The sequence below is a fragment of the Arthrobacter sp. V1I7 genome (assembly GCF_030817015.1).
Lineage (GTDB): Bacteria > Actinomycetota > Actinomycetes > Actinomycetales > Micrococcaceae > Arthrobacter.
In genome coordinates this window covers 2,257,093-2,281,640 of sequence record NZ_JAUSYS010000001.1, presented here as the reverse complement: position 1 = coordinate 2,281,640, position 24,548 = coordinate 2,257,093, and the positions used below count along the sequence as shown (strand labels likewise).

The 24,548-nt window shown below is 66.2% G+C and carries 24 protein-coding genes and 2 pseudogenes; 14 read left to right on the top strand and 12 right to left on the bottom strand.

Annotated elements, in window-relative coordinates:
* Positions 1 to 7 precede the first annotated feature (7 nt).
* Entirely contained in the window at positions 8 to 1,018 is a 1,011-nt protein-coding gene (locus QFZ69_RS10615; RefSeq protein WP_306917980.1) for a LacI family DNA-binding transcriptional regulator, read from the bottom strand.
* Between the two features lie 246 nt (positions 1,019 to 1,264).
* Here QFZ69_RS10615 and QFZ69_RS10610 point away from each other — a divergent pair, with 246 nt between their 5' ends.
* The 9 genes from QFZ69_RS10610 to QFZ69_RS10570 all read left to right on the top strand — a co-directional run bounded on the left by QFZ69_RS10610 (position 1,265) and on the right by QFZ69_RS10570 (position 12,827).
* Positions 1,265 to 2,809, top strand: coding sequence for a sugar ABC transporter ATP-binding protein (locus QFZ69_RS10610; RefSeq protein WP_306917978.1), 1,545 nt, complete (start codon positions 1,265 to 1,267; stop codon positions 2,807 to 2,809).
* A complete protein-coding gene (locus tag QFZ69_RS10605) occupies positions 2,806 to 3,855 on the top strand; it encodes an ABC transporter permease (protein WP_306917976.1) in 1,050 nt (349 codons plus the stop codon). The genes QFZ69_RS10610 and QFZ69_RS10605 overlap by 4 nt, the downstream gene beginning before the upstream one ends.
* On the top strand, positions 3,848 to 4,930 hold the full coding sequence (locus QFZ69_RS10600; protein WP_306917974.1) for an ABC transporter permease: 1,083 nt from the start codon (positions 3,848 to 3,850) through the stop codon (positions 4,928 to 4,930). Before QFZ69_RS10605 ends, QFZ69_RS10600 begins: the two co-directional genes overlap by 8 nt.
* 76 nt (positions 4,931 to 5,006) lie before the next feature.
* Complete coding sequence (rhaS, locus tag QFZ69_RS10595) at positions 5,007 to 6,068, top strand: rhamnose ABC transporter substrate-binding protein (protein ID WP_306917972.1); 1,062 nt, start codon at positions 5,007 to 5,009, stop codon at positions 6,066 to 6,068.
* Positions 6,069 to 6,179: 111 nt separating this feature from the next.
* Positions 6,180 to 7,628 (top strand): L-fucose/L-arabinose isomerase family protein, encoded by a 1,449-nt coding sequence (locus QFZ69_RS10590; RefSeq protein WP_306917970.1) that lies wholly within the window; start codon positions 6,180 to 6,182, stop codon positions 7,626 to 7,628.
* The gene (locus QFZ69_RS10585; RefSeq protein ID WP_306917968.1) at positions 7,625 to 8,002 is read left to right on the top strand and encodes an L-rhamnose mutarotase; all 378 of its coding nucleotides are present in this window, start codon (positions 7,625 to 7,627) and stop codon (positions 8,000 to 8,002) included. The genes QFZ69_RS10590 and QFZ69_RS10585 overlap by 4 nt, the downstream gene beginning before the upstream one ends.
* Before the next feature lies 1 nt (position 8,003).
* A complete protein-coding gene (gene rhaI / locus QFZ69_RS10580; RefSeq protein ID WP_306917966.1) occupies positions 8,004 to 9,170 on the top strand; it encodes an L-rhamnose isomerase in 1,167 nt (388 codons plus the stop codon).
* A gap of 4 nt (positions 9,171 to 9,174) precedes the next feature.
* The gene (locus QFZ69_RS10575; protein WP_306917964.1) at positions 9,175 to 11,265 is read left to right on the top strand and encodes a bifunctional aldolase/short-chain dehydrogenase; all 2,091 of its coding nucleotides are present in this window, start codon (positions 9,175 to 9,177) and stop codon (positions 11,263 to 11,265) included.
* A complete protein-coding gene (locus tag QFZ69_RS10570; protein ID WP_307000100.1) occupies positions 11,262 to 12,827 on the top strand; it encodes a rhamnulokinase family protein in 1,566 nt (521 codons plus the stop codon). The genes QFZ69_RS10575 and QFZ69_RS10570 overlap by 4 nt, the downstream gene beginning before the upstream one ends.
* Positions 12,828 to 12,872: 45 nt before the next feature.
* Here QFZ69_RS10570 and QFZ69_RS10565 read toward each other — a convergent pair whose 3' ends face one another.
* Positions 12,873 to 13,571 (bottom strand): YafY family protein, encoded by a 699-nt coding sequence (locus tag QFZ69_RS10565; protein ID WP_306917963.1) that lies wholly within the window; start codon positions 13,569 to 13,571, stop codon positions 12,873 to 12,875.
* Between the two features lie 73 nt (positions 13,572 to 13,644).
* Here QFZ69_RS10565 and QFZ69_RS10560 point away from each other — a divergent pair, with 73 nt between their 5' ends.
* From QFZ69_RS10560 to QFZ69_RS23325, 3 genes and pseudogenes are all read left to right on the top strand, one after another.
* Complete coding sequence (locus tag QFZ69_RS10560) at positions 13,645 to 14,385, top strand: alpha/beta fold hydrolase (protein ID WP_306917961.1); 741 nt, start codon at positions 13,645 to 13,647, stop codon at positions 14,383 to 14,385.
* A gap of 66 nt (positions 14,386 to 14,451) precedes the next feature.
* The gene (locus QFZ69_RS23330; RefSeq protein WP_373461882.1) at positions 14,452 to 14,649 is read left to right on the top strand and encodes a helix-turn-helix domain-containing protein; all 198 of its coding nucleotides are present in this window, start codon (positions 14,452 to 14,454) and stop codon (positions 14,647 to 14,649) included.
* Positions 14,645 to 14,932 (top strand): annotated as a pseudogene (locus QFZ69_RS23325) (integrase core domain-containing protein); the annotation flags it as partial. The gene QFZ69_RS23330 and the pseudogene QFZ69_RS23325, both read left to right, overlap by 5 nt.
* A 2-nt stretch (positions 14,933 to 14,934) precedes the next feature.
* Here QFZ69_RS23325 and QFZ69_RS10550 read toward each other — a convergent pair.
* The 6 genes and pseudogenes from QFZ69_RS10550 to QFZ69_RS10525 all read right to left on the bottom strand — a co-directional run bounded on the left by QFZ69_RS10550 (position 14,935) and on the right by QFZ69_RS10525 (position 19,581).
* Entirely contained in the window at positions 14,935 to 15,159 is a 225-nt protein-coding gene (locus tag QFZ69_RS10550; protein WP_307000496.1) for a hypothetical protein, read from the bottom strand.
* A gap of 148 nt (positions 15,160 to 15,307) precedes the next feature.
* Positions 15,308 to 15,985 (bottom strand): hypothetical protein, encoded by a 678-nt coding sequence (locus QFZ69_RS10545; protein ID WP_306917959.1) that lies wholly within the window; start codon positions 15,983 to 15,985, stop codon positions 15,308 to 15,310.
* Positions 15,986 to 16,102: 117 nt separating this feature from the next.
* Positions 16,103 to 17,080 (bottom strand): thioredoxin-disulfide reductase, encoded by a 978-nt coding sequence (trxB, locus tag QFZ69_RS10540; protein ID WP_306917957.1) that lies wholly within the window; start codon positions 17,078 to 17,080, stop codon positions 16,103 to 16,105.
* A 41-nt stretch (positions 17,081 to 17,121) separates the two neighbouring features.
* Complete coding sequence (locus tag QFZ69_RS10535) at positions 17,122 to 17,484, bottom strand: hypothetical protein (protein ID WP_306917955.1); 363 nt, start codon at positions 17,482 to 17,484, stop codon at positions 17,122 to 17,124.
* 468 nt (positions 17,485 to 17,952) lie between these two features.
* Positions 17,953 to 18,593 (bottom strand): annotated as a pseudogene (locus QFZ69_RS10530) (hypothetical protein).
* Positions 18,594 to 18,603: 10 nt separating this feature from the next.
* Complete coding sequence (locus QFZ69_RS10525; protein ID WP_306917950.1) at positions 18,604 to 19,581, bottom strand: dienelactone hydrolase family protein; 978 nt, start codon at positions 19,579 to 19,581, stop codon at positions 18,604 to 18,606.
* A 290-nt stretch (positions 19,582 to 19,871) separates the two neighbouring features.
* Here QFZ69_RS10525 and QFZ69_RS10520 point away from each other — a divergent pair, with 290 nt between their 5' ends.
* The gene (locus tag QFZ69_RS10520) at positions 19,872 to 20,543 is read left to right on the top strand and encodes a DUF2306 domain-containing protein (RefSeq protein ID WP_306917947.1); all 672 of its coding nucleotides are present in this window, start codon (positions 19,872 to 19,874) and stop codon (positions 20,541 to 20,543) included.
* Between the two features lie 281 nt (positions 20,544 to 20,824).
* On the opposite strand, the gene QFZ69_RS10515 is transcribed toward QFZ69_RS10520, so the two are convergent.
* Complete coding sequence (locus tag QFZ69_RS10515; RefSeq protein WP_306917945.1) at positions 20,825 to 21,232, bottom strand: helix-turn-helix domain-containing protein; 408 nt, start codon at positions 21,230 to 21,232, stop codon at positions 20,825 to 20,827.
* Between the two features lie 99 nt (positions 21,233 to 21,331).
* On the opposite strand from QFZ69_RS10515, the gene QFZ69_RS10510 reads away from it, so the two are divergent.
* Positions 21,332 to 22,213: an SDR family oxidoreductase gene (locus QFZ69_RS10510; RefSeq protein WP_306917943.1), complete on the top strand. Its 882-nt coding sequence runs from the start codon at positions 21,332 to 21,334 to the stop codon at positions 22,211 to 22,213.
* A gap of 48 nt (positions 22,214 to 22,261) precedes the next feature.
* Here the strand turns inward: QFZ69_RS10510 and QFZ69_RS10505 are convergent, their stop codons facing one another.
* From QFZ69_RS10505 to QFZ69_RS10495, 3 genes are all read right to left on the bottom strand, one after another.
* On the bottom strand, positions 22,262 to 22,810 hold the full coding sequence (locus QFZ69_RS10505) for a heme-degrading domain-containing protein (protein WP_307000097.1): 549 nt from the start codon (positions 22,808 to 22,810) through the stop codon (positions 22,262 to 22,264).
* 159 nt (positions 22,811 to 22,969) lie between these two features.
* Positions 22,970 to 23,371: a cupin domain-containing protein gene (locus tag QFZ69_RS10500; protein WP_306917939.1), complete on the bottom strand. Its 402-nt coding sequence runs from the start codon at positions 23,369 to 23,371 to the stop codon at positions 22,970 to 22,972.
* A 36-nt stretch (positions 23,372 to 23,407) separates the two neighbouring features.
* Positions 23,408 to 24,451 (bottom strand): NAD(P)-dependent alcohol dehydrogenase, encoded by a 1,044-nt coding sequence (locus QFZ69_RS10495; RefSeq protein ID WP_306917937.1) that lies wholly within the window; start codon positions 24,449 to 24,451, stop codon positions 23,408 to 23,410.
* Between the last annotated feature and the right edge of the window lie 97 nt (positions 24,452 to 24,548).

The window sequence follows — 24,548 nt, the reverse complement described above, 5'->3', positions numbered from 1 at the left end:
TGCACAGTCAGCCCGCCGTGGACGCCCGGATCACCAGCTCAGGAGGAAAAACTATCTGAGTCGGCGTGAACCCGGCGTCGGAGCCGGCCTCCCGGAGCAACAATTCCAGGGCGGTGGAACCAATCAGCGCGCTTGGCTGCCGGATGGAGGACAGCGGGACCACCGCTGCGGCCGCGAATTCAATATCGTCGTAGCCAATAAGCGCGATCTCCTGGGGAACCTGCACGTCGCCCATCAGCATCAGCCCCTGGAGGACTCCCATGGCCAGCAAATCGTTGGCCGCGAAGATCGCGTCGGGACGCATCGCTGCGGGCCGGAGCCTGATGGCCTCGCCTGCCGCCCTGCCGGACAGCACTGTCAGGGATTCAGTCTCGACGACTTCCAGGGTGGCGCCGGCTACATTCTGAATCGCCTTCCGTGCACCGGAGAGTCGATCTGCGACCTGACGGATGCTCGACGGGCCGCCGACAAAGGCGATTCGGCGGCGGCCAAGGGAGAGCAAATGGGCAGCAGCCATCTCGCCGCCTGCCAGGTCGTCGACCGCCACGGACGAAAAGCTCAGGTTGTCCGTCTGCCGGTCGACAAGAACCGTGGGGATGCCTCTTCCGCGCAGCTGTTCCAGCCGCGGGATCACGTTACCGACGGGGGACAACAGCACTCCACGGACGCGCTGCTGTTCGAAGAGATCCAGGTAAGCTGCTTCCCGCCTCGCGTCCTCGTTGCTGTTGCCGACCAGGACAGTGAAATGCGCGGCGGCGGCCTTGTCCTCCGCGCCTCTGGCCAGCTCCGTGAAGAAGGGGTTGGCGGCATCGAGGACCACCAGGCCGATACTGTGGCTCATGCCGGCGCGGAGCTGCCGGGCCGCATCGTTGCGGACGAAGCCGAGCTTGTCGATCGCGGCCTGCACGCGGGACATGACGTCCGCCGAAACTTTCTCCGGCCGGTTCAGGACGTTGGAAACCGTCCCGACTGAGACGCCGGCCAACGCCGCGACGTCTTTGACGCTGGCTGAAACCATGTGCTGAGCTCCTGATTGCGGGCGTCGCTGCGCTGCCGAACATTGCGACGCGTTACCAAGGTGGTGCCCTTAGGATACCTGCTCGGGAACGGATTTGAACCCTTTCAATGAAACGTATCAAAATACCGACCGGCCGTCGCTGCCACCTCTTGACGGGCTCCTCCCAAGGCGTTTATGCTTCAAATCACAAGCAGTCATGAAACGATTCATTGTGCAGTTCAGACAGCCCCAAAGGTGCGGTAATTCATGCAGCAGACAGACAGCCCCCGGTCCGGCCCCTCCGGGGACGGGCCACGGCCGGTACTCTCCCTTCACCACGCGGCCAAGACCTTCGGGCCGGTAGTCGCCCTGGCCGACGGGACCATCGAGATCCAGGCCGGCGAAATCCATGCCCTGGTCGGAGAAAACGGTGCCGGCAAGTCGACGCTGGTCAAGATCCTGGCAGGCCTGCATCATCCGGATTCGGGCGACTTTCAAGTCGGCGGCGAGAGCGTACAGTTCCGCAACGTCGGTGACAGCAAGGCCGCCGGAATTTCCGTCATTTACCAGGAGCCCACGCTCTTTCCGGACCTGACCGTCGCCGAGAACATCTTCGTCGGCCGCCAGCCCAAGGGCCGGTTTGGTTTGATCAGCAAGGCCGCCATGGTCCGGGAGGCAAGCAGGCTCTTCGAGCGGCTCGGTGTTCCCATCGATCCGACGCGAATTGCCGAGGGACTGTCCATTGCTGACCAGCAGATCATCGAAATCGCCAAAGCCATTTCGCTGGACGCCAAAGTGCTCGTGATGGACGAGCCCACCGCCGCCCTCAGCGGCGTGGAAGTGGACCGGCTGTTCGCCGTCGCCCGCAGTCTCCGGGACAAGGGAACCGGCATCCTGTTCATCTCGCACCGCTTCGACGAGGTCTTCGGCTTGTGCGATCGGATCACAGTGATGCGGGACGGCCGGTACATCTCCACGCACCGGACCGTCGACGTGACTGTGGAGCAGATAGTCCGTGAGATGGTCGGCCGGGACATCGGAGCCCTGTTCCCTAAGGCCGAGGCGGAAACCGGCGACGTTGTCCTGAAGGTCGATGGCCTGAGCCGGGCCGGGGTCTTCCGGGACATCAGCTTCGAAGTCCGCGCTGGCGAGATCGTGGCACTGGCCGGCCTGGTGGGCGCCGGCCGAACCGAGGTGGCGCGTGCCGTCTTCGGGATCGACCCCTACGACGCCGGTGCAATCAGCTTCGAGGGCCGGAAGCTGAAGGCCGGGGACCCTCAGGCTGCCATCACCGCAGGGATGGGTTTCGTCCCCGAGGACCGCCGCAAGCAGGGCCTGGTCATGAACCTTTCGGTGGCCCGGAACGTCACCCTCACGCTGCGGAACAAACTGGCGACGGCGGGGCTGATCAATGGCGCCGCCGAACGCCGTGCTGCGGAGGAGTGGAGCAAGCGGCTGCAGGTCAAAACCGGGTCGCAGGAGCACGCCGTGTCAACGCTCTCCGGCGGCAACCAGCAAAAAGTGGTCCTCGCCAAATGGCTGGCCACCGACCCGCGGCTGCTCATCATCGACGAACCCACACGGGGCATCGACGTCGGCACCAAGAGCGAGGTCCACCGGCTCATCTCGGACCTCGCCGGCCGGGGCATCGCGATCCTGATGATCTCGTCCGAGCTGCCCGAAGTGCTCGGCATGGCGGACCGGGTTCTGGTAATGCGGGAGGGCCGGATTAGCGCCGAACTCGACCGGGCCGATGCCAATCCCGAAACTGTCATGCACGCCGCAACTTCGTCCGCAGGAGGTACCCCATGAGCTCCGCTCTGGACCACAAGAAAGTGACCACGCCGGTACCCGGCGCCGGCCGCGGCCAGGGCGCGCTCGCCTCGGTGCTGCGGCTGCGCGAGTTGCCGGTGCTGATCGCCCTCGCCGTTCTCGTCCTGGTGACGTACCTGATCAACCCGCTGTTCCTCACCCCCCAGGGCGTGAAAGACCTGCTGCTCAATGCCACCATCATCATCATCCTGGCGGCCGGGCAGACCCTGCTGATCATCACCCGGAACATCGATCTCTCCGTGGGGTCCATGCTGGGTCTGGTGGCCTTCGGCACCGGGTCCATCTTCTCAAGCATGCCCGGCATCCCGATTGTGGCTGTCTTCGCTATCGGCATGGCCTTCGGAGCGGTTCTCGGTGCCTTCAACGGCATCCTCGTGACCGTGGCTAAAGTTCCCGCCCTCGTCATCACCCTGGGGACCCTCTACGTATTCCGCGGCTTGAACAACGCGTGGGCAGGCGGCAAGCAGTTCTTTGCCGGTGACCGGCCGGACGCCTTCGGAGCCCTCTCGGTGGACACCGTGCTGGGGTTCCCCATCATCACCCTGCTGGCCATCGTCGTCGTTCTCGGCGTTGCCGTCTACATGTCCGGAACCCGGCCCGGCAGGGACCTGTACGCCATTGGCTCGGACCCGGACGCGGCCACCGCCTTCGGCATCAAGGTCTCCAAACGGGTGTTCCTGGCCTTCCTCGCCAACGGGGCGCTGGCAGGCCTGGCCGGCGTGCTCTACGCCAGCCGCTTCAACTCCGTCGGCGCCACCACCGGAACCGGCATGGAACTGACGGTCGTTGCCGCCGCCGTCGTCGGCGGTGTGGCGATCTTCGGCGGCAGCGGATCGGTGGCCGGGGCAGCCCTCGGCGCGCTGCTGCTCACGACCATCACCAGCTCACTGACCGCGCTGCGGGTCGACAAGTTCTGGCAGCAGGCCATCGTCGGGGTGCTGATCCTCACGGCCATCATCATCGACCGCGTGGCAAGCCTGCGCACAGCCAAGAAACTGCGGATAAGCGAGGCCCGGAATGTCTGAAACCACGTCGCCCACCAGCACTGCACCAACTCCCGTGGCGGACAGCACCAAGCCGCTTGCCAGCGAACCCAAAGGCAGGACCGGCGCCGCACGGATCCTGACCAGCAGGGACGCCATCACGGTTTACGCCCTCCTGGCCTTCCTCCTCTACGCCGCCATCGCCATCCCGCGCTTCGCCTCGCCGGTCACCACCGGCTTCCTCCTGCTGGACGTCATCCCGGTGCTGCTCATCGCGATGCCCATGACCCTGATCATCATCACCGGTGAAATAGACCTCTCCGTCGCCAGCACCGCCGGCCTGACCAGCGCCTTGATGGGCGTCCTCTGGGCCAGCGGGATGGATATCTGGTTGGTCCTGACGACCAGCCTGCTGGCCGGAGTAGCGGCCGGGATGTTCAACGGCCTCCTGATCGCCGTCCTCGGTCTGCCTTCACTGGCGGTCACCATCGGCACCCTGGCACTCTTCCGCGGCCTTGCCCTGGTGATCATCGGCGACAATGCGGTGGCGAACTTCCCGAAGCCCCTGACCGCTTTCTTCACCTCCAAACTTGGCGCCACCGGCATTCCAACGGTGATGATCGGCGTCGTCCTGGTGATGGTCTTCTTCGGGGTGCTGCTGCACTTCACGCCCTTCGGACGCGGACTGTTCGCGATGGGCTACAGCAAGGAAGCCGCCAGCTTCGTCGGGATCAAGGTTGCGCGCAGCAAGTTCTGGCTCTACGTGGGATCAGGCGCCGTTTCGGCCCTGGCCGGCATTTACTGGACGTTGCGCTACACCAGCGCCCGCAGCGACAACGCCTCCGGCCTGGAACTGGCCGTCATCGCCGCCGTACTCCTTGGCGGGGTGTCGATCTTCGGCGGCAAGGGGTCCATCCCCGGCGTCATTGCGGGGGTCCTGCTGATCGGGACACTCAACTACGCCCTGCGGCTGGCCCGGGTTTCCGACGTCGTCCTCATCACCGTCACGGGGCTGCTGCTCATCTTCTCCGTGGTTGCTCCGAGCATCGGGTCCGCCGTCAAAGAATGGCAACACACCCGCCGCGTCCGCCGCAGCTTCAGCCAGAAAGCAAGCTGACCGGCTGCCCTCCCACCTCCACTCCAGCCCCGTCCACACGGAACCAGTTGTATCCGCCGCAAAAAAAGGAAGAACAATGATGTTGAACCGCAAAAACACAGGCACCACCGGCCGCTTGGCGTCCCTGATCGCGATCACCGCCGCGGCCGCCCTGGCCCTGACAGCCTGTAATGGCGGCACCGGATCAACCGGCGGCAACAGCCCTGCGGCGGGAGGGGACCTTAAAATCACCTTCATCCCGAAGCAGCTGAACAACCCCTATACGGACGTTGTCCTGGGCGGCGGCAAGAAGGGCGCCCAGGAGGCGGGCTTCGCCTCCTCGCAGATCGTCGGCCCCCTGGAGGCTTCCGCGTCCAGCCAGGTTTCCTTCGTCAACGCCGAGACCCAGGCCGGCACGAATGTCATTGTGATTGCCGCCAACGACCCCGACGCCGTGTGCACAGCCCTCGGCGAGGCCCGAGCCGCCGGCGCGAAGATCGTCGCCTTCGACTCGGATGCCAACCCGGACTGCCGCGACGTCTTCATCAGCCAGGTGGTCGCCAAGGAGGTGGCCCTGATCCAGACCAAGCTGATCTCCGAACAGATCGGCGGCAGCGGCGAGATCGCGATCCTCTCGGCCACCGCGAACGCCACGAACCAGAACGAGTGGATCAAGTTCATGGAGGAGGAACTGGCTTCCAACCCGGCGTACAAGGACATCAAGCTCGTGGCGAAGGTCTACGGCGATGACAACGACACCAAGTCCTTCCAGGAGGCCCAGGGCCTGATGCAGGCCCACCCGAACCTGAAGGGCATCATTTCCCCGACCACCGTCGGCATCGCAGCGACCGGACGGTACCTCTCCACCTCCGCGTACAAGGGGAAAGTCGCGCTCACCGGACTGGGCCTGCCCAATGAAATGCGCCCGTTCGTCAAGGACGGGACCGTCAAGGAGTTCGCTCTTTGGGACCCGGCGCAGCTCGGATACGTTGCCGCATTCGCCGGCAAAGCGCTCCAGGACGGCAAAATCACCGGTGCCGAAGGCGATACCTTCACGGCCGGCGAGCTGGGCGAACGCAAAGTCGAAAAGGGCGGACTCGTGATCGTGGGGCCGCCGACGGTCTTCAATGCCGAGAACGTCGACAAGTACAACTTCTGACCCATATCCGGCAGCCGGGCGGGCCGTACCGACAGCCCGCCCGGCGCCACCCACGTTCACCCTGGCGTTACCGAGCCGCGAGTTCCCTTTTCATGCCGGAAGGCCCCTTCAATGAACCAGAAACAATCAGCCGCCCGGCTGCTGCAGCCGCACCGGCGCCGCCCCACCCGCATCGGATTGGTCTCCGGCGGCCTCGGCGCCTACTGGCCCCAGTTTCCGGACCTGCTCCCGCAGCTGCAGGAGTCCGTGGCGTACGTCACCGGACGCTTCCAGGACCTCGACGCCGACGTTGTGGACACCGGCTTCATTTCCGATGCGCAGGAAGCCGCGACCGCCGGTGAGAAACTGCGCGTCGCTGATTGTGATTTGATCGTCATCTTCCTGACCACGTACCTGACGTCCTCCATGGTGCTGCCCATCGCCCAGCGGACCAAGACCCCCGTGCTGGTGATTGACCTGCAACCCACGGAGGCGATGGACCACGCGAACTTCGACACCGGCAAATGGTTGGCTTACTGCGGCCAATGCCCGGTCCCCGAAGTCGCCAACGTCTTCCGCCGGGCCGGAATCGATTTCCGCTCCGTCTCCGGCCACCTCAAGCAGGAGTCCGCCTGGGAACGGATCACCCAATGGGTGCACGCCGCGGGCGTCCGTGCCCGGCTGCGCAGCGCCCGGCACGGACTCATGGGCCACGTGTATCCGGGCATGCTGGATGTCGCCACCGACCTGACAACCGTCTCGACCACTTTCGGCTCCCACGTGGAGGTGCTCGAATTCGATGACCTGCGTGAACGGGTGAACGCGGTCACCGGGGCACAGGTTTCCGAACGGCTCGAAGTGGCCCGGGCCCTCTTTGTCGTCGACGATTCCGTGAATGACGACGACTTCGCCTGGGGCGCGAAAGTCTCGGTGGGCCTCGACCGGCTGGTGGAGGACTTCGATCTGGACTCCGTCGCCTACTACCACCGCGGCCTCGCCGGCGAACAGCACGAGCGGCTGGGCGCCGGGATGATCCTCGGCTCCTCCATCGTCACCGCCCGGGGAATCCCGATGGCGGGCGAATTCGAGCTGCGGACTTCCATCGCGATGCTCGCCGCCGAGGCGATCGGCGCCGGCGGCTCCTTCACCGAAATCCAGGCCCTTAACTTCTTCGACAATGTTGTGGAGATGGGCCACGACGGCCCCGCGCATCTGGCGGTGTCCGCCCAAGACCCGCTGCTCCGCGGGCTCGGCGTGTACCACGGCAAACGCGGCTGGGGCGTCTCGGTTGAATTCGATGTCCGGCACGGACCCGTCACCACCTTCGGGCTCGGCCAGGACCGGGACGGCAGCTTTGTCTTTGTCACCTCCGAGGGTGTGGTGGTGCCCGGCCCGCTGCTGGCAATCGGCAACACGACCTCCCGCGTCGATTTCGGCGGGGACCCGGGACTGTGGGTGGACCAATGGAGCCAGACAGGCATCGGCCATCACTGGGCCCTCTGCGTGGGGCACCGCGCGGCCGACATCAAGGCCGCAGCGTCCCTCCTGGGTATCGAACACCGGCAGGTGGTGCTGTCATGAGCCGCCAGCGTGTCTGCTTCCAGCTCCAGGTCAAGCCCGGACTCATCGAGGAGTACACCCGGCGGCACGCCGCCGTCTGGCCGGAGATGCTCGCGGCCCTGAAGAGTTCCGGCTGGCACAACTACTCGCTCTTCCTCCGACCCGACGGGCTGCTGATCGGGTATTTCGAAACCGACAGCCTTCCCGAAGCGCAGGCCCGGATGGCCGCCACCGACATCAACGCCCGCTGGCAGGCCGAAATGTCCGGCTTCTTCGAAGACCTGGACGGAGCCCCCGATGAGGGTTTCCTCCAACTGACTGAAGTATTCAACCTCGAGGACCAGCTGGCCGCCTCTGCGCCAGGCCTCACCCACTCCAAATCCAAAGGAGACTGACGTGTCTATCCCCACTGACGTTTTGACCACGCTCGAGCATCAAAGCATCGAACTGCCTTCCTGGGCGTTCGGGAACTCCGGCACCCGCTTCAAGGTCTTCGCGACCCCCGGGACCCCGCGCAGCATCGAGGAAAAGATCGCCGACGCCGCCCAGGTCCACGCGCTCACCGGGCTGGCGCCCTCCGTGGCTCTGCACATTCCCTGGGACAAGGCGGACGACTACGCGGCCCTGGCCGGGTACGCCGCCGGCCTCGGGGTGAAACTGGGAACGATTAACAGCAACACGTTCCAGGACGACGACTACAAGTTCGGCAGCCTCACCCACAGCGATCCTGCGGTGCGTTCGAAGGCCATCGACCACATGTACGAGTGCCTGGAAGTGATGAACCAGACCGGGTCGCGCGACCTGAAAATCTGGCTGGCGGACGGCACGAACTACCCGGGCCAGGGCAACCTGCGCGCCCGGCAGGACTGGCTGGCCGACTCGCTGCGCAAGGTCTATGACCGCCTCGGAGATGACCAGCGGATGGTGCTGGAGTACAAGTTCTTCGAGCCGGCTTTCTACCACACGGACGTTCCGGACTGGGGAACCTCCTACGTGCACTGCGCGGCCCTCGGTGAGAAGGCCATGGTCTGCCTGGACACCGGGCACCATGCTCCGGGCACCAACATCGAGTTCATCGTGGCGCAGCTGCTGCGCCTGGGCAAGCTCGGTTCCTTTGACTTCAACTCCCGCTTCTACGCCGACGATGACCTGATTGTCGGCGCCGCGGATCCGTTCCAGCTGTTCCGCATCATGCACGAGGTGGTCCGTGGCGGCGGACTGGATCCCGCCGTCGGCGTAGCGTTCATGCTGGACCAGTGCCATAACGTCGAGGGGAAGATCCCGGGCCAGATCCGTTCCGTGCTCAACGTCCAGGAGATGACCGCCCGGGCACTGCTGGTCGACACGGCCGCCCTGGCGGCAGCGCAGAATGCCGGCGATGTGCTGGCAGCGAACGCCGTCCTCATGGACGCCTTCTACACGGACGTCCGGCCCGACCTTGCGCAGTGGCGCGAATCCCGCGGACTGCCCGCGGACCCGATGGCCGCCTTCGCCGCCAGCGGATACCAGGAAAAAATCAATGCCGACCGCCAGGGCGGCCACCAGGCCGGATGGGGAGCCTAAGACCATGACAAATCCAACAGTTGAACAACTGATCACCCGCTCCAACCGCCTCGGCGCGGACAAGCGGAACACCAACTACGCCGGCGGCAACACCTCCGCCAAGGGCACCGAAAAGGACCCGGTGACCGGTGAGGACGTCCGGCTGCTGTGGGTGAAGGGCTCCGGCGGCGACCTGGGCACGCTGAGCGAACCCGGACTCGCCGTGCTCCGCCTGGACCGGCTGCTGGCGCTGAAGAACGTCTACCCCGGCGTCGAGCGGGAAGATGAGATGGTCGCGGCGTTCGATTACTGCCTGCATGGCAAGGGCGGCGCCGCCCCCTCGATCGACACCGCGATGCACGGACTCGTGGATGCCGCCCATGTGGACCACCTGCACCCGGATTCGGGCATCGCGATCGCCACGGCCGCCGACGGCGAAGCCCTCACCGCCAGGATCTTTGGCGACAAGGTCGCCTGGGTGCCGTGGCGCCGTCCGGGCTTCCAGCTGGGCCTGGACATCGCCGCGATCAAGGACGCCAACCCGCAGGCCATCGGCACCATCCTCGGCGGGCACGGCACCACCGCCTGGGGCGCCACCAGCGAAGAAGCCGAAGCCAACTCACTGTGGATCATCGAGCAGGCCGAAAAGTACATCGCCGAGCACGGCCGCCCCGAGCCGTTCGGACCTGCACTCCCCGGCTATGCCGCCCTGCCGGAGCCCGCACGGCGCGCGAAGGCCGCCGCGCTGGCGCCCGTGGTCCGGGGGCTGGCCTCCACGGACAAGCCGGTCGTGGGGCACTTCAGCGACGACGCCGCGGTCCTGGAATTCCTGGAAGGGCAAGAGCACCCCCGCCTCGGGGCCCTGGGCACGTCCTGCCCGGACCATTTCCTGCGGACCAAGGTCAAGCCGCTGGTCCTGGACCTGCCTGCCGACGCGTCCATCGAGGACTCCGTGGCCCGGCTGCAGGAACTCCATGCCGCCTACCGGGAGGACTACCAGGCCTACTACGACCGCCACGCCGTCCCCAGCCGCTCCCTGACCTCGCAAGCTCGGCCAGGGAACCGTGCGGCCGTGGGCCCAGCCAGCCCGGCCATGCGCGGCGCGGACCCCGCGATCGTGCTGATCCCCGGCGTGGGCATGTTCTCCTACGGCAAGGACAAGCAGACCGCCCGGGTTGCCGGGGAGTACTACCGCAACGCCATCAACGTCATGCGCGGCGCCGAGGCCATCTCCACGTACGCCCCGATCGAGGAAGCCGAGAAATTCCGGATCGAATACTGGGCGCTGGAGGAAGCAAAGCTGGCCAGGATGCCGAAGCCGAAGTCGCATGCCACCCGGATCGCCCTGGTGACGGGGGCGGCGTCGGGCATCGGCAAGGCCATCGCCGCCCGGCTCGCCGCGGAAGGCGCGTGCGTCGTGATCGCGGACCTGAACCTGGACAGCGCCCGGGCCGTCGCCGAAGAGCTCGGCGGCTCCGACGTCGCCGTCGGGATCCAGGCCGACGTCACCGACGAGGCCCAGGTCGTGGCCGCGGTGAACGCCGCGGTGCTGGCCTTCGGCGGCCTGGACCTGGTGGTCAACAACGCGGGCCTGTCCATTTCCAAGCCGCTGCTCGAGACCACCGAGAAGGACTGGGACCTCCAGCACAACGTCATGGCCAAGGGCTCCTTCCTGGTCTCCAAGGCCGCCGCGAAGGTCCTGATCGACCAGGGCATGGGCGGGGACATCGTCTACATCTCCTCCAAGAACTCCGTCTTCGCCGGCCCCAACAACATCGCCTACTCCGCGACCAAGGCCGACCAGGCCCACCAGGTCCGGCTCCTCGCGGCCGAACTCGGCGAGCACGGCATCCGGGTCAACGGCATCAACCCCGACGGCGTCGTGCGCGGCTCCGGGATCTTCGCCGGCGGATGGGGCGCCAAACGCGCCGCGGTCTACGGTGTCGACGAGGAAAAACTGGGCGAGTACTACGCCCAGCGCACCCTGCTCAAGCGCGAAGTCCTGCCCGAAAACGTCGCCAACGCCGCCATCGTGCTCACCGGCAGCGAACTGTCCCACACCACCGGCCTGCACATCCCGGTCGACGCCGGCGTCGCCACCGCCTTCCTCCGATGACCGGGCCACGACCAGCCCCCGACGCCGTCCCCGCCGGCGCCGTCCCGGTCACCGCCGGGGCGGAGTCCGCCGGCAGGCTCTTCGCGGCCGTTGATATCGGGGCCTCCTCCGGCCGGGTGATCCTGGGCAGGATTACCGATGACACCGGGAACCCTGGTGTCTCACTGGAGACGGTGCGCCGCTTCCCAAATGGTGTGGTGAAGTCCGGCGGCGGCCTGCGCTGGGACTTCGAGGCCCTGTTCGCGGAAGTGCTCAACGGACTCGCCGCGGCCGCAAGGGCGGCCGCGGCACGCGGTGCGCGGATCACGAGCATCGGCATCGACACCTGGGCCGTGGACTACGGCCTGGTCAATGACGCCGGCGAGCTCGTCGCGCAGCCCTACAGTTACCGGGACGAGCGAAGCCGCGCCGCCGTGGCCCAGGTCCATGAGCGCCTGGATCCGGCCCGGCTGTACGGCACAACGGGGCTGCAGTTCCTGGACTTCAACACGATCTACCAGCTCGCCGCCGAACCGGACCTGGACGGCCTGCAGGCACTGCTCATCCCGGACCTGATCGCGTTCCTGCTCACCGGTGTCCGCCGAACGGAGGCCACCAATGCCTCCACCACCGGACTCTTCGATGCCGTCGCGGGGGAGTGGGCCACGGAGTTCCTGACCGCCCTGGACCTGCCGCAGGACCTGTTCCCGCCGCTGGTCCAGCCCGGGGAAGCGGTCGGTAACCTGCTGCCGGCCATCGCGGCCCGGACCGGGTTGCCCGAACAGACCCCGGTCGTCGCGGTCGGCTCGCACGACACCGCCTCGGCCGTCGCGGCCGTGCCGGCGGAAACAGGGGATTTCGCCTATATCTCGTCCGGGACATGGTCGCTGGTGGGGGTCGAACTCCAGCATCCGGTCCTCACCGAGGCAAGCCGGCTGGCCAATTTCACCAATGAACGCGGCGTCGACGGCACCATCCGCTACCTCCGGAACGTCGGCGGCCTCTGGCTGCTGAGCGAATGCCAGCGGACCTGGGCCGCCCAGGGCCTGACCCTCTCCCTGTCCCAGCTGCTGGACGGTGCTGCGGCGCTGCCGTCCGGCGGACCCAGGATCAATGCCGATGACCCGGCCTTCACTGCGCCGGAGAACATGCCCGAACGGATCCGGGCCGCTGTGCGGCATACCGGCGCCAACCTGGCGGACCAGGCCACGGCGATCGTCCGCTGCATTCTGGACAGCCTGGCTGCCGGCTACGCCCGGACGATCCGCGACGCCGAACGGCTCGCCGACCGCAGCATCGACGTCGTGCACATCGTCGGTGGCGGTTCGCAGAACCGGCTTCTCTGCCAGCTGACGGCCAACGCCACGGGCAAACAGGTCATTGCGGGTCCGGTGGAAGCCACCGCACTCGGCAATGTCCTGGTGCAGGCGCGGGCAGCCGGTGAGCTGGCCGGAGGGCTTGCCGAACTGCGGAAGATCGTCGCCGGCGGCACGGCCCTCGAGCGGTACGAACCCGTGGCGTCGTCGTCTGCGCCATCGACACCTGCAGGCACTGGCCGGTCGGCCATGAACCGGGGACGCTGAGCCGGGATATCTAGGTGTACTGACCGGAGAGGTTGATTGAGTGACTCACTCGCCTCGACCGTGCACCGGTCTGGCGTTCGCTGGGGGTTCTCCGACCTCGTGGATGGTATGGCCGCCGCAAGCCGTCTTGGTTACGCTGGCTCGCTCGATGCGCGACACGGTGAACCATCGCATTGCGTTGCGCAGTCGGCACCACCCAACTAGGTACCACTGGCCGTTCGTGGAGGCGAACAGCACTGGCTCAACGTCGCGGGTGGTCGTGGTCTCGTCTCTCGATGTGTAGCGAATGCGGATCACTCGCTGCTCGGCCATCGCCTCCTCCAGTGCCGACTTGATTGCGCGCGAAGAGGAGGGAAGCGCGTTGACCCAGACGCGGTGGGCCAGCTCGTCGGCTCGTGCTCGGGTTTTGGGATCGAGGACGTCCAGGATCTTCTGGATACCTGCTGCTGCCAGATCGGCGTAGGGGGCATCGGGCGCAGCGGACACGGCTGCCATGAGCGCCACGGCCTGCGCTGGGGACAGGCTGACAGGCGGCAGGGACGCGCCTATAGCCAATCCGTAGCCACCGCCCGGACCTGGGCGAGACCATATAGGCGCACCGCTGTTCTCTAACGCATCGAAGTCTCTCTTAATTGTGCGCACGGACACCTCAAACTCTCTCGCCAACCGTTCGGCGGAAACCCCCCGCGCGCCGCTGCGGCGCAACATCTCGGATAGAGCATGGAGCCGTTCGACTCGCTTCACAGTTCAGACCCCGACAAATTCATGACACAAATAGTGACATACCCTTGTCCGTAGTGCCTGCGAGGGTAGTGACATGACAACTACTACAAGCAGTCCGATCATCATTCTCATCGCCGGCCACTGGCTGGGCGCTTGGGCGTGGGATGAAGTGCTTGAACACCTGACAACCGACCACTCTCGTGCAATCGCGATGACACTGCCCGGTCTCGACGGGGACGATCCCGAGCGTGCGGCGAAGACTCTCGACGATCAAGCCGCAGCGGTCCTAGACGTCATCACTCAACTCGGGGTCTCCGAGGATCAGCCCGTAACTCTCGTCGCTCACAGCGGGGCGAACGCCCCCGTCAGCCTCGTCCTTGACCGACACCCTGAGCTTGTCCCTCGAGTGGTGTGGGTCGACTCCGGCCCTGTGGCGACGGGAAGCGCCTTCGCCCCAGACATCCCGGAGGAGTTGGAGGAGCTTCCGCTGCCGTCCCTCGACGTCCTCGCACAGCAGGCGAGCCTCGAAGGCCTGAGCGCAGAGGTCCTCGAGCGTTTTCGGGCCCGGGCCGTCCCTGAGCCCGGCCCCGTGCTTCGTCAGCCCGTCGAGCTCACGAACGATGCCCGCCGCAAGGTCCGGACCACCCTGGTGTGCTGCTCGATCCCGAGTGCGCAGGTGCTGGAGCTGGCCCGCGCAGGCCATGCCATGTTTGCCGAAGTCGCGAACATCGAGTACCTCGACGTCATTGACCTCCCGACGGGGCATTGGCCTATGTGGAGCCGTCCACGCGACCTCGCCAAGGCCATTCAGTCAGCGGCTTCTCGAACCAACTGAACTGCACGTACAACCTGAAGGGGTCAGCCGAATCCGGCTGGCCCCTTTCCGTCTCCGAGGGAATTCATGGCACACCCAAACGCTGCTCTCACACCACGCCACCGGCTGAAGGTCGCCCGCCTCGTCGTCGATGACGGTTGGCCGATCAGCGAAGTTGCCGCCCGATTCCAGGTCTCGTGGCCCACGGTCAAGAGATGGGTCGAGAGATACCGGGTAGGCCAGTCGATGCAAGACCGATTCTCGCGGCCACACCACTCGGTCTGACAACGGGGGCGCCTACCGCTCACACTTGTGGCGGGACACATGCGCCGAACTTGAAATCAAGCACAAGCGCACCCGCCCGTATCGCCCACAGACGAACGGCAAGATTGAGCGCTTCCACCGCACCCTGGCCGACGGCTGGGCCTACGCCCGCTGCTATACCTCCGAGGCTGAGCGTCGTGGGGAGCTACATGGCTGGCTGCACCACTACAACCATCACCGACCCCACACCGCATGCGGCAGCCAGCCGCCCTTCTCACGATTGATCAACGTGTCCGGTCAGTACATCTACGCTTCCGGCGCAGCCTCGCCGGGCTCTTCGTTGGTCCAGGTTACCTGGACCCAGCGCTGGCCCTCGTCGTCCCAGGATTCGGTGTGCCCCAGCCGGGCAATGTCCTCAAAGGCGACGTCGAGGCCCTTGCGCCGGAGCGTTTCGCTGAGTTCGCTGGTGGCGTCCCGGACGGCAGCGTTTACTGCTTCGGGAGCGTCGGACTCGACCGGGCGGGGAGGCATCGTAAGTTGAAGTCATGGACCCATACTTCACGTTCTGCCCGCTGTTGGGAACCGTCCGGGGCAGCCGATGTGCCGCATCCCGGCCTTACTCCTCCCTCGGGCCTGATCCGCCGTGCTTTCCAACGGCCGACGGCGGCCGAGCGCGGGGTCATTGTCCGATCAGGTGGCCACCCGGCAGCGCATCTTCGATGCACCCCGGTGCCTGTGCCCCGATGAGCGGCCACACCACGTTTCCCTGCGCTTGGATGGCAAGACCTTGCGGACCTGCCGGCAGATAAAGCGCCTGTCCTGCCGGCCTTCCGGCCGCCGGGTTTGCTATCGCGACGTCTGTTCGCTCATCTGGCGTGCCTTCGCCCGCGGGGACCAGGTAGGCGGCGACGCGTGCTCCGGCCGGAAGTGCCCGGCTGTAATTGACAGGGTCGGGAAGCTTGGCGCCCTGCAACTCGAGATAGACGCTCCCATCATTGCCCGCCTGCTGTTGCCCGCTGACGGCGGTGACATCGGTGATGACCAGAACAATGGTTGTAGGGCCTTCAATCCCGGGGGCGTTTGCCGGGTAGACCATCGTCCGTCCCTCCCGGACCGCAGAAATGGTCCCGGAAACTACCAGTTGGCTCAGCTGGGCAAGCTCGTCCGGCGACCGGCGCGGATCGTAGTCGTAGATAGGGCCTTGGAACGGTTCCGGAGTTTCGCCGGTCGTGGCGACCACGCACGGCTTCCGATCATCAGCGCCCGTAGGCTGCCCGGCCCCGCAGGCTACGAGCAGCAGCGCGCTGGCAGCGGCCCCGGCCGCCCGGGGCACGCGCTGCTTGGTTCTTCTGAACACGGAGCCCCCTTGTTCGTTCGGTACAGTGACTCAACCACGCCGGACGCCGTTGGGGAAGTACCTTCAGTTGTCGCCTGCGGCGCACCTCCTCTCGGTCCTCCAGCAGACCGGCGGAGCTCAGGCGTGGGTGGGTTCTTCCACCAGGGCGGTGGCGATGCTGTCCGCGTCATCCAACGCGGCGAGGTAGCGTTCGGCGTCGAGGGCTGCGGCGCAGCCGGTCCCGGCGGCGGTGATGGCCTGGCGGTAGCGGTGGTCCACGGCGTCGCCGCAGGCGAAGACGCCCGAGAGGTTGGTGACCGTGGTGGGGGAATCGACCTTGATGTAGCCCTCGGCGTCGAGGTCCACCTGCCCGGCCACCAGCTCCGTGCGCGGGACGTGCCCGATTGCGACGAAAATGCCGGTGGCGGACTGCTCGCGGGTTTGACCGGTGACGGTGTCCTTCAGGGTGACGCCGGTGACCTTGCCGTCGCCGTGGATCTTCGTGATGGCGGAGTTCCAGGCGAATCGGATCTTGGGATTGTCCTTGGCGCGCTGGGCCATGATCCGGGAGGCCCGGAGTTCGCCCTTGCGGACCACGACGGTCACGGACTTCCCGAACCGGGTCAGGAACGTCGCTTCCTCCATCGCGGAGTCGCCGCCGCCGACCACGATGATGTCCTGGTCGCGGAAGAAGAAACCGTCGCAGGTGGCGCACCAGGAGACCCCGTGGCCGCTGAATGTCTTCTCCTCCGGCAGTCCGAGTTCCTTGTACGCGGAACCGGTGGCCAGGATGACTGCCGGGGCCTCGTGGGTCTCGCCGGCGCCGGTGACCACGCGCTTGAGGTGTCCGGCGAGCGTGACTGCGGTGACGTCGTCGAACACCACCTGGGCGCCGAACCGTTCCGCCTGCTGCTGCAGCCCGTCCATGAGTTCGGGACCCTGGATTCCTTCGGGGAAGCCGGGGAAGTTCTCGACGTCGGTGGTGTTCATCAGGGCACCGCCGGCGGTGACCGATCCGGCCAGGACCAGCGGCTTCAGCCCGGCGCGGGCGGCGTAGATCGCCGCGGTGTAGCCGGCCGGGCCGGATCCGATGATGATCAGCTGTTCGGTGCTCACGGCGGCAGGCGTTGGCGTTTCCGTTTTAGGGGATGCGGCGCTCACGGTAAGGCTCCTGTTCCGGCTACTTGGCGGCGGGGTGAGGAAAGCGATGAGCCCTCAATGCGGGACTTGATCCCGTCGCCGGCGCTGTGGACGCAGACGAAGAGGACGGAGGGTCTTCGGATGGCTTCGGTGCTCATCAGGTCTCTTGAGGATCGAGGGCCTTGAGGATTAGAGAGGGGCGGCAGGGATGAAGTAGCGTTGCGGACCCGCAGGGCCACATAGACCAGTGCAACAAGAATGGGAACTTCGATCAAGGGGCCCACAGCTTCGACGAGGTTCGACTCTCCGTCGATTGGCTGACCGCCGGCGGCCAGGGCACGCTCACCCAGCATGCGTCGGGCGGCTTCGACTACGACCACTCCTGTATCTGGGCGGGTTCCCGTTAAAGACGCTGGTGTAGGGTTTGCACCAACTGACGAAGGGGTCACCACATGAGCTACAAGTATCGGACTGTCCGGGTTCGCGGCACAGATCTGGTCGGAACCATTGCGCGCAAACACGGGGGCGCCCCGGAGATTTATGAAACCTCGAAGGACCCAAGTACATCAGTAGTTCCGGTGTTCTTCCAGGCCACGGGCGAGGTTCGATTCTTCGACAGGACAATGCTGGAGGATGTTGTGACGCCGGGCAGCTAGCCAGGCTGACTCATCGTCGGACCTGACAGTAGGGCCGGACGGTCCGCTCAGACCGTGCTCAAGGCCTCGGGCCCTGCATAGTGTCGCCGCGAAGCATGCCGGAACGCACCGCTGCGTCCGTATCCCGCTGGTCTGGTTGAGCGATCACAAGTGACCGGTTCATCAAGTAGTAACCAGTCTGGTCGGCTCCCGCTACAGGTTCCAAGACCAGGCAGGTAAACCCTTGGCAAACTTCCGCAACGTCCAGTGGCTCCTTGCGGGGGTAGAGCCCGAGGTCCCGCAGCAGCACCGGCGGTAGGTCGTCGCGGTCCAGGCCAGCGGGCGCTGTTGGATTGCCGCCGGCTCAGGCGAGGGTGTGGCCCGGGATGCTCCGGTCGGTGGACTGGCCGGACTCTGTCCGCCCGGGCTCTGTCCGCCGGGACAGCGCGTTCGTCGCGGCCCAGCCGGCGAGGAGCCGAATCGCATCGTCGGAGGGGTGCCGGGTTCGGGGCTGTAGACGAACAGGGACAAGCCGGAGTCCGCTGAAAGTTCCATCGCCTCGAAGAGCAGATGGAGCTCTCCGACAATCGGGTGGTGGAAGTGCTTCCGGCCGGTGAAATGCTGGCACCCGTTGGGCGCGGCCCAGCGGGTGCGGAAGCCGTCACTGCGGGTGGACAATTCGCCGACAGGTCCGTCAGTGCGCGGTCGTAGGGGTCGCGCCCGGCCGTGGTGTGCAGGATCGCGACGGTGTCATCGGCTGCCTTGTTCCAGTTGGGATAGAAGGAGCGGGCGAACGAACTGCTCGCCCAGGTTGACGCCCCCGCGGTCTGTCGTCGTCGCTGGCCCTCGACCAGGCCTGATGGTTCAGACGTATTTGGTGAACCAGGCGAGCGTGTCGTTCCACGCGGCGGTAGCCTGCGCTTCCACGTAGCGATCCCCGGTGTCGTTGTGGAACGCGTGGTCGACGCCGGGATAGACGGTGAGCTGGTGGCGGACGTCAGTGGCCGCCAGGGCATCCCGGAGAGCGGGCATGGCGCCGGTGATCCGCTGGTCGAGTTCGGCGTACACGCCGAACGCCGCCGGCTTGATCGTCGGAACCTTGGCCAGGTCGGGGGAGGGACCGTAAAACGCCGCGGTGGCCTTTAGTCCGGGCAGGTCGGTGGCAGCCTGCCAGGTGATGCCGCCGCCGAAGCAGTAGCCGGTCATGGCGATCCGCCCCTGGTCCACGTAGGTCTGTGAGTTCAGATAGTCGAAGGCGGCGGTGAAGTCGGAGACATGGCGCTGTGCGCCAGCCTGGGTCAGGGCTCCGGGGACGGCGTCCCGGTCAAAGCTCGCCGTTCCACCTTCCCTGCTGAGCAGGTCCAGCGCCAGAGCCGCGTATCCGGCCTTGGCGAAGCGTCGTGCCACGTCCTGGATGTGGGGGGTCAGCCCGCGGTTCTCGTGGCAGACCAACACGGCAGGTCCGGCTGCACCTCCCTCCGGCCGGGCCAGATAGGCGCTGATCTCGGCTTCGTCGGAGGGAAAGCGCACCGTCTCCGTGGCCAGTCCTGGCGCGCCCTCCGGAACGGACAACGGGCTCTTGGCCCCCGGTACCGGCCCGGGGGTAACGCTGCCGGACTCCGGGGATGAGGCGGGAGTGCTGGGGGTCGGCATCGGATCGGTGCTGCGCGGAACTTCCTCCGGCGTGCAGCCGACCAGGAGCATCGCCGCTGCCGCAGCCGCCATGCTGCCCGTAATGAACGCCACGCGGCGCGTGAAGGTGCGTTGCGACAGGGCGCCGGAGCGGTAATCGTCAAAGAATTCCTCGATCAGGTACTTCTCGAACTTGCCAAGCTGGGTCATGTCGGGCCTCCTGGAGTTTGCCGCACATCCTCCTCCGAAGTGCGGCTTCAGGCAAGAGCCCGGGACAGCGTTGCTATCAGCTGTCCCGATTCAAGCCCAATTCGTCGGCAAGTTCGACCCCGGTCTGCAGCACCCGCTGGCGGTTCAAAGGCGCCCGTCGGGAAGTCTCCGGCGGCTGAATCGTCGCGGCAACCTTTCCGTCGCAATCTGCTATTGATAGGTGTACTGCGTATACCTACCCTTGGGCGTAGCCGGTGTACGCCGTACACCGCTGATCAGAGGACAAGGTCATGACGCTGGAACGAAGTCGAGTTCGCACTCCCGTCCGGCGTTCCGGACGCCAGTGGCCCGAACCCACCGCCTTGATCCTTCTTAGCCTCATACCGGTCAACTTCGGGGCGCTGCGCCTGGCCGAGTTGACGGGCGGGGCCGTGATTACACCGCAGAACGCGCGGTTCTTCGCCTCGCCCGGCCCTGTGGTGGCGCACATCGTCAGCGTCACCGTCTACAGCCTGCTCGGAGCGTTCCAGTTCGTTCCCTCGCTTCGGGGCAGGCGCGGCTGGCACCGTATCGCCGGAAGCATCCTCATCCCGGCCGGCCTCCTTGCCGCTCTCTCCGGCTTGTGGATGTCGGTGTTCTATCCGCTTCCGCCCGGCGACGGCGAGATTCTCCTCGCCCTTCGGCTGTTCTTCGGTTCGGGAATGGTCGTGAGCATCGTGTTTGGGCTCTTAGCGGTCCGCCGTCGGGATTTCGTCCGACACAGCGCGTGGATGACTCGTGGCTACGCCATCGGTGTGGCGGCGGGAACGCAGGCACTCGTGAGTATCCCTAGGCTGCTTCTCGTCGGCCCCGCCGATGAGGTGACCCGGGCGGTGCTGTTGGGGGCGGCGTGGCTGATCAACCTGGCGGTGGCCGAGTACGTCATCTACCGCCGCGCCCGTCCGACGGCGCGGACGTCCTGACGGACAGGGGGCACGCTCTGCTGCCGGCGCTATCTGGCCGCCTGCTACAGCGGCTGTGCCGGGTGGGCTTCCTCTGCGATGGAAGAACTCAGCATGCCGAGCAGCCTGCCGGGAGTGTCGGCGTCGGGCCGAAAACCGCCGGCGGGACGTTGGCCGCGAATAGCGGTGCGCTTGGCCGACCGACGGGACCTGGGTGGGGAGCAGCATTGCCCCGATGGGTTTTGCGTACCCGCGTACCAGCCAACGTCCAGATCGAGATCAGCGACGACCAGATTCCCTCATTAGGGGATCTTGGGCGGAGCGGACTGCACGGAGCCTCGGGTAGCGACGATTTCGGCAGCGTGCCCGGCTATCCAGCTGACCAGCGGGAGCAGCAGGGCAACGAGCTCCTGGCCGCGGCCTGTCAGGCTGTAGTCGACCCGGGGCGGAATGATCGTCTGGGCATCGCGACGGACGAACCCGTCGCCTTCCAGCGTCTTGAGGGTCTGGGCGAGCATTTTCTCACTGATGCCTTCAGCCCTGCGGCGCAGCTCGCTCCAGCGTTGCGGGCCGTTCGATAGGGCGACCAGGATCAGCACGCCCCATTTACTGGAGACGTGATCCAGGACGGTCCGGCTCGGACAGCCCGCGGGGAAAATCTCGTCTGCTGCCAGGGAGCCAGCGGGGATGGGGTCAGTACTTACTTTCATATCAGTAGCTTACTTTAAAGTGCGTACTCTCTCCTGGGAAGTAATCCAGTTCCGGGACCGTTGGCATGGGTGTCAGTCACCCGTTTGGAAAGGACCACCATGAAGATCGTTATTACCGGCGCAACCGGTCAGCTCGGCCGCCTTGTCGTTGAAGAACTCCTCGAGCGGGATATGCCGGCGGGGCAGATCGTGGCCGCCGGCCGGAATGTGGCGCGGCTTGAAGATCTCGCCGACCGCGGCGTGCAGGTCCGGTCAATCGACTTCGACGACCGCGATTCCCTGCGGCAGGCCTTTGCTGGAGCGGACAAGGTGCTGCTGGTTTCCGGGACGGCGACCGGCCAGCGAGTCGAGCAGCACCGTAACGCGATTGCGGCCGCCAAGGAAGCCGGCGTGGGTCTTATCGCGTACACCAGCATCGCCAATGCCGACCGCGCGGAAATGAAGCTGGCCGCCGAGCACCAAGGCACGGAAGAGGCCCTGCGGGCTTCCGGAGTTCCTTTCACCTTGCTCCGCAATAGCTGGTACCTGGAGAACTACACCGGGCAATTCGCCACCTACCTCGAGCACGACGCCGTGCTTGGCAGCGCCGGCGACGGGCGGGTCAGCGCAGCCACCCGGGCCGACTACGCCGGGGCTGCCGCAGCCGTCCTGCTGCTGGAGGACCAGGCCGGAAAAGTGTACGAGCTCGGAGGCGATGAACCGTTCAACCTGAGCGAGCTCGCTGCGGAACTCAGCGCCGCCACCGCCCGTCCAGTGCGCTATCAGGACCTTCCGGTGGAGCAGTACACGGAAATCCTCGTGGGTGCCGGACTGCCGGAGGGCTACGCTGCCATCCTGGCCGACAGCGACCTCGGCATCGCACGGAGCGAGCTGCTGGTCACCAGCGGAGACCTCAGCGCCCTCCTCGGCCGGCCCGCCACGGCGATGCGCGATGCGATCCGCACTGCCGCCGGGGCCGTTACTGACGGGCAGGTCGCCTGACCCGAGCCCGGCGGACGGACCTGGCGCCGAGGGCGCGGTCGCGGCCGTCTACGCGGTGCCTTTGAATGTGCGCAGGGCCTCGACGACAAGATCGTGGTCCGCTTTCTGCGGCAGCCCGGACACTGTCACCGTTGCAACGGGGCCGGTTCCCTTCATATAGAGGGGAAAGGCACCGCCGTGCGCGGCATAGCGCGACTGGTCAAACCAGCCGTTGTCCTCAATTCTTCCGCCGCCGAGCCGCCCGCGAAGGCCGACCAGGAGCGAGGGTTCCGCATACTGTTCTGCGGTTCGGCTTTTTCTTTCGACCCAGATCTCGTTGTCGGGGGTTGCCCCGGGCAGGGAAACGTGGAAGAGAATATGGGCGCTTCTGCGGACGTCAATGGCGATCGGCAGGTTTCGCTCGGTGCCCAGCTCCACAAAGAGCAGCCCGAGGTCGAGGGCGTCGGTCTGGCTGAAGCTGCCGAACTGGAGTGTCGCCATTTCGTGTTCGATGCGGCCGATCAGGGACTGGAGAGCGGCCTCCGGCTGTTCAGCCGCGGAGTCCGGATCGTATTCGGTATCCGGTCCGGGAGTCAGGTCGGGCTGTTCCAGGCTCATGAGTGGTGCCTTTCGTGGTGGGTGGAGGGTCCGTCAGCAGTCCGGCGCCTTTCGCCGATCCCATGTAAAGATCGTGCCACGAAGGTCAGGTAAAGCGGGAGCCCGAGCGCCGGGGCCCTCTCCTATCGGACGGACCCCCGGCCGACGGAGTGGGCGGCGCTAGCCGGCGTGGTATTCCGCGTCGCTGACGTGTTCGCCCCACTGGGTTTCGGGACCCTGACCCAGGCCCAGGGCTTCCCACATGGCCAGGTGGGTCATGAAATGTTCAGGGGCCGCGCCGTGCCAGTGCCATTCGCCCGGCGGGGTGTAAACCGAGTCGCCGGGCTTCATCACGACGACGTCGCCGCCCCGCGACTGGACCAGCCCGACGCCCTCGGTGACGTGCAGGGTCTGTCCGGCTGCGTGGGTGTGCCAGGCGGTGCGGGCACCCGGGGCGAAGCGGACGGCGTTCACACGCAGCCGCGAGGGCTCCTCGCCCCTGGCGATGACGTCGAACCAGACGTCGCCGGTGAACATGTCCGCCGGACCCTTGGTGCTTGGCTGCTTAGCTTGGATTTCCACGGTGCCTCCTTCTGCGTTGATGTGTCGTGGGGTGGTTTAGCCCAGCGTCGCGGTGTCGATCACGAAGCGGTAGCGCACGTCGGAGGCCAGGACCCGTTCATAGGCCTCATTGATTTTCTCGGCCGGGATGACTTCGATCTCGGCTCCGAGCTGGTGCTCGGCGCAGAAGTCGAGCATTTCCTGGGTTTCGCGGATACCGCCGATCGCGGATCCGGCGAAGGACCGGCGTCCCATAATGAGGGCGAACACGTTCACCGGAAGCGGCTCCGCGGGTGCGCCCACGTTCACGAGGGCGCCGTCGAGGGTCAGCAGCTGCAGGTAGGAGCTGATGTCGATGGGGGCGCTTACGGTGTTGATGATCAGGTCGAAGGTCCCCGCGAGCGTCTCGAAGGTCCCCTCGTCGCTCGTGGCGTAGTAGTGGTCCGCGCCCAGGCGCAGCCCGTCCTCCTGCTTTTTCAGCGACTGGGACAGGACGGTGACCTCGGCGCCCATGGCGTGGGCGAGCTTGACGGCCATGTGCCCCAGACCGCCGAGCCCGACGATGGCGACTTTCTTGCCCGGCCCGGCACCCCAGTGCCGCAGCGGGGAGTAGGTGGTGATGCCGGCGCACAGCAGGGGTGCGGCGACGTCGAGCCCGAGGCCCTCGGGGATGCTGACGACGAAGTCTTCGGTCACGACGGCGTGGGTGGAGTAGCCGCCCTGGGTGATGGTGCCGTCGCGGTCGACGGCCCCGTAGGTGCCGGTCATTCCGTTGAGGCAGTACTGCTCTTCGCCTTTCAGGCAGTTGACGCACTCGCGGCAGGAGTTGACCATGCAGCCGACGCCGACCCGGTCGCCGACCTGGTGCTTGGTGACGGCGGAGCCGGTTTCGGTGACGATGCCGGCGATCTCGTGGCCGGGAACGAGCGGGTAGGTCTGGGGCCCCCAGTCGCCGCGGACGGTGTGAATGTCGGAATGGCAGATGCCGGCGTACCTGACCTCGATCAGGACGTCGTGAGCTCCCAAGTCACGGCGCTCGATGGTGGTCGGGACGAGGGCTCCGTCAGCGGACGGGGCGGCATAGGCGTTAACGGTCAGCATGTGTCTCCAGTGCTTCTTGGTGATTGCGTCAGTGGTGGGTCTCGTGGACCCTATCCAGTAAACAGGGGCCTTACCGCGCGCGGGAGGCCCTGCTGTG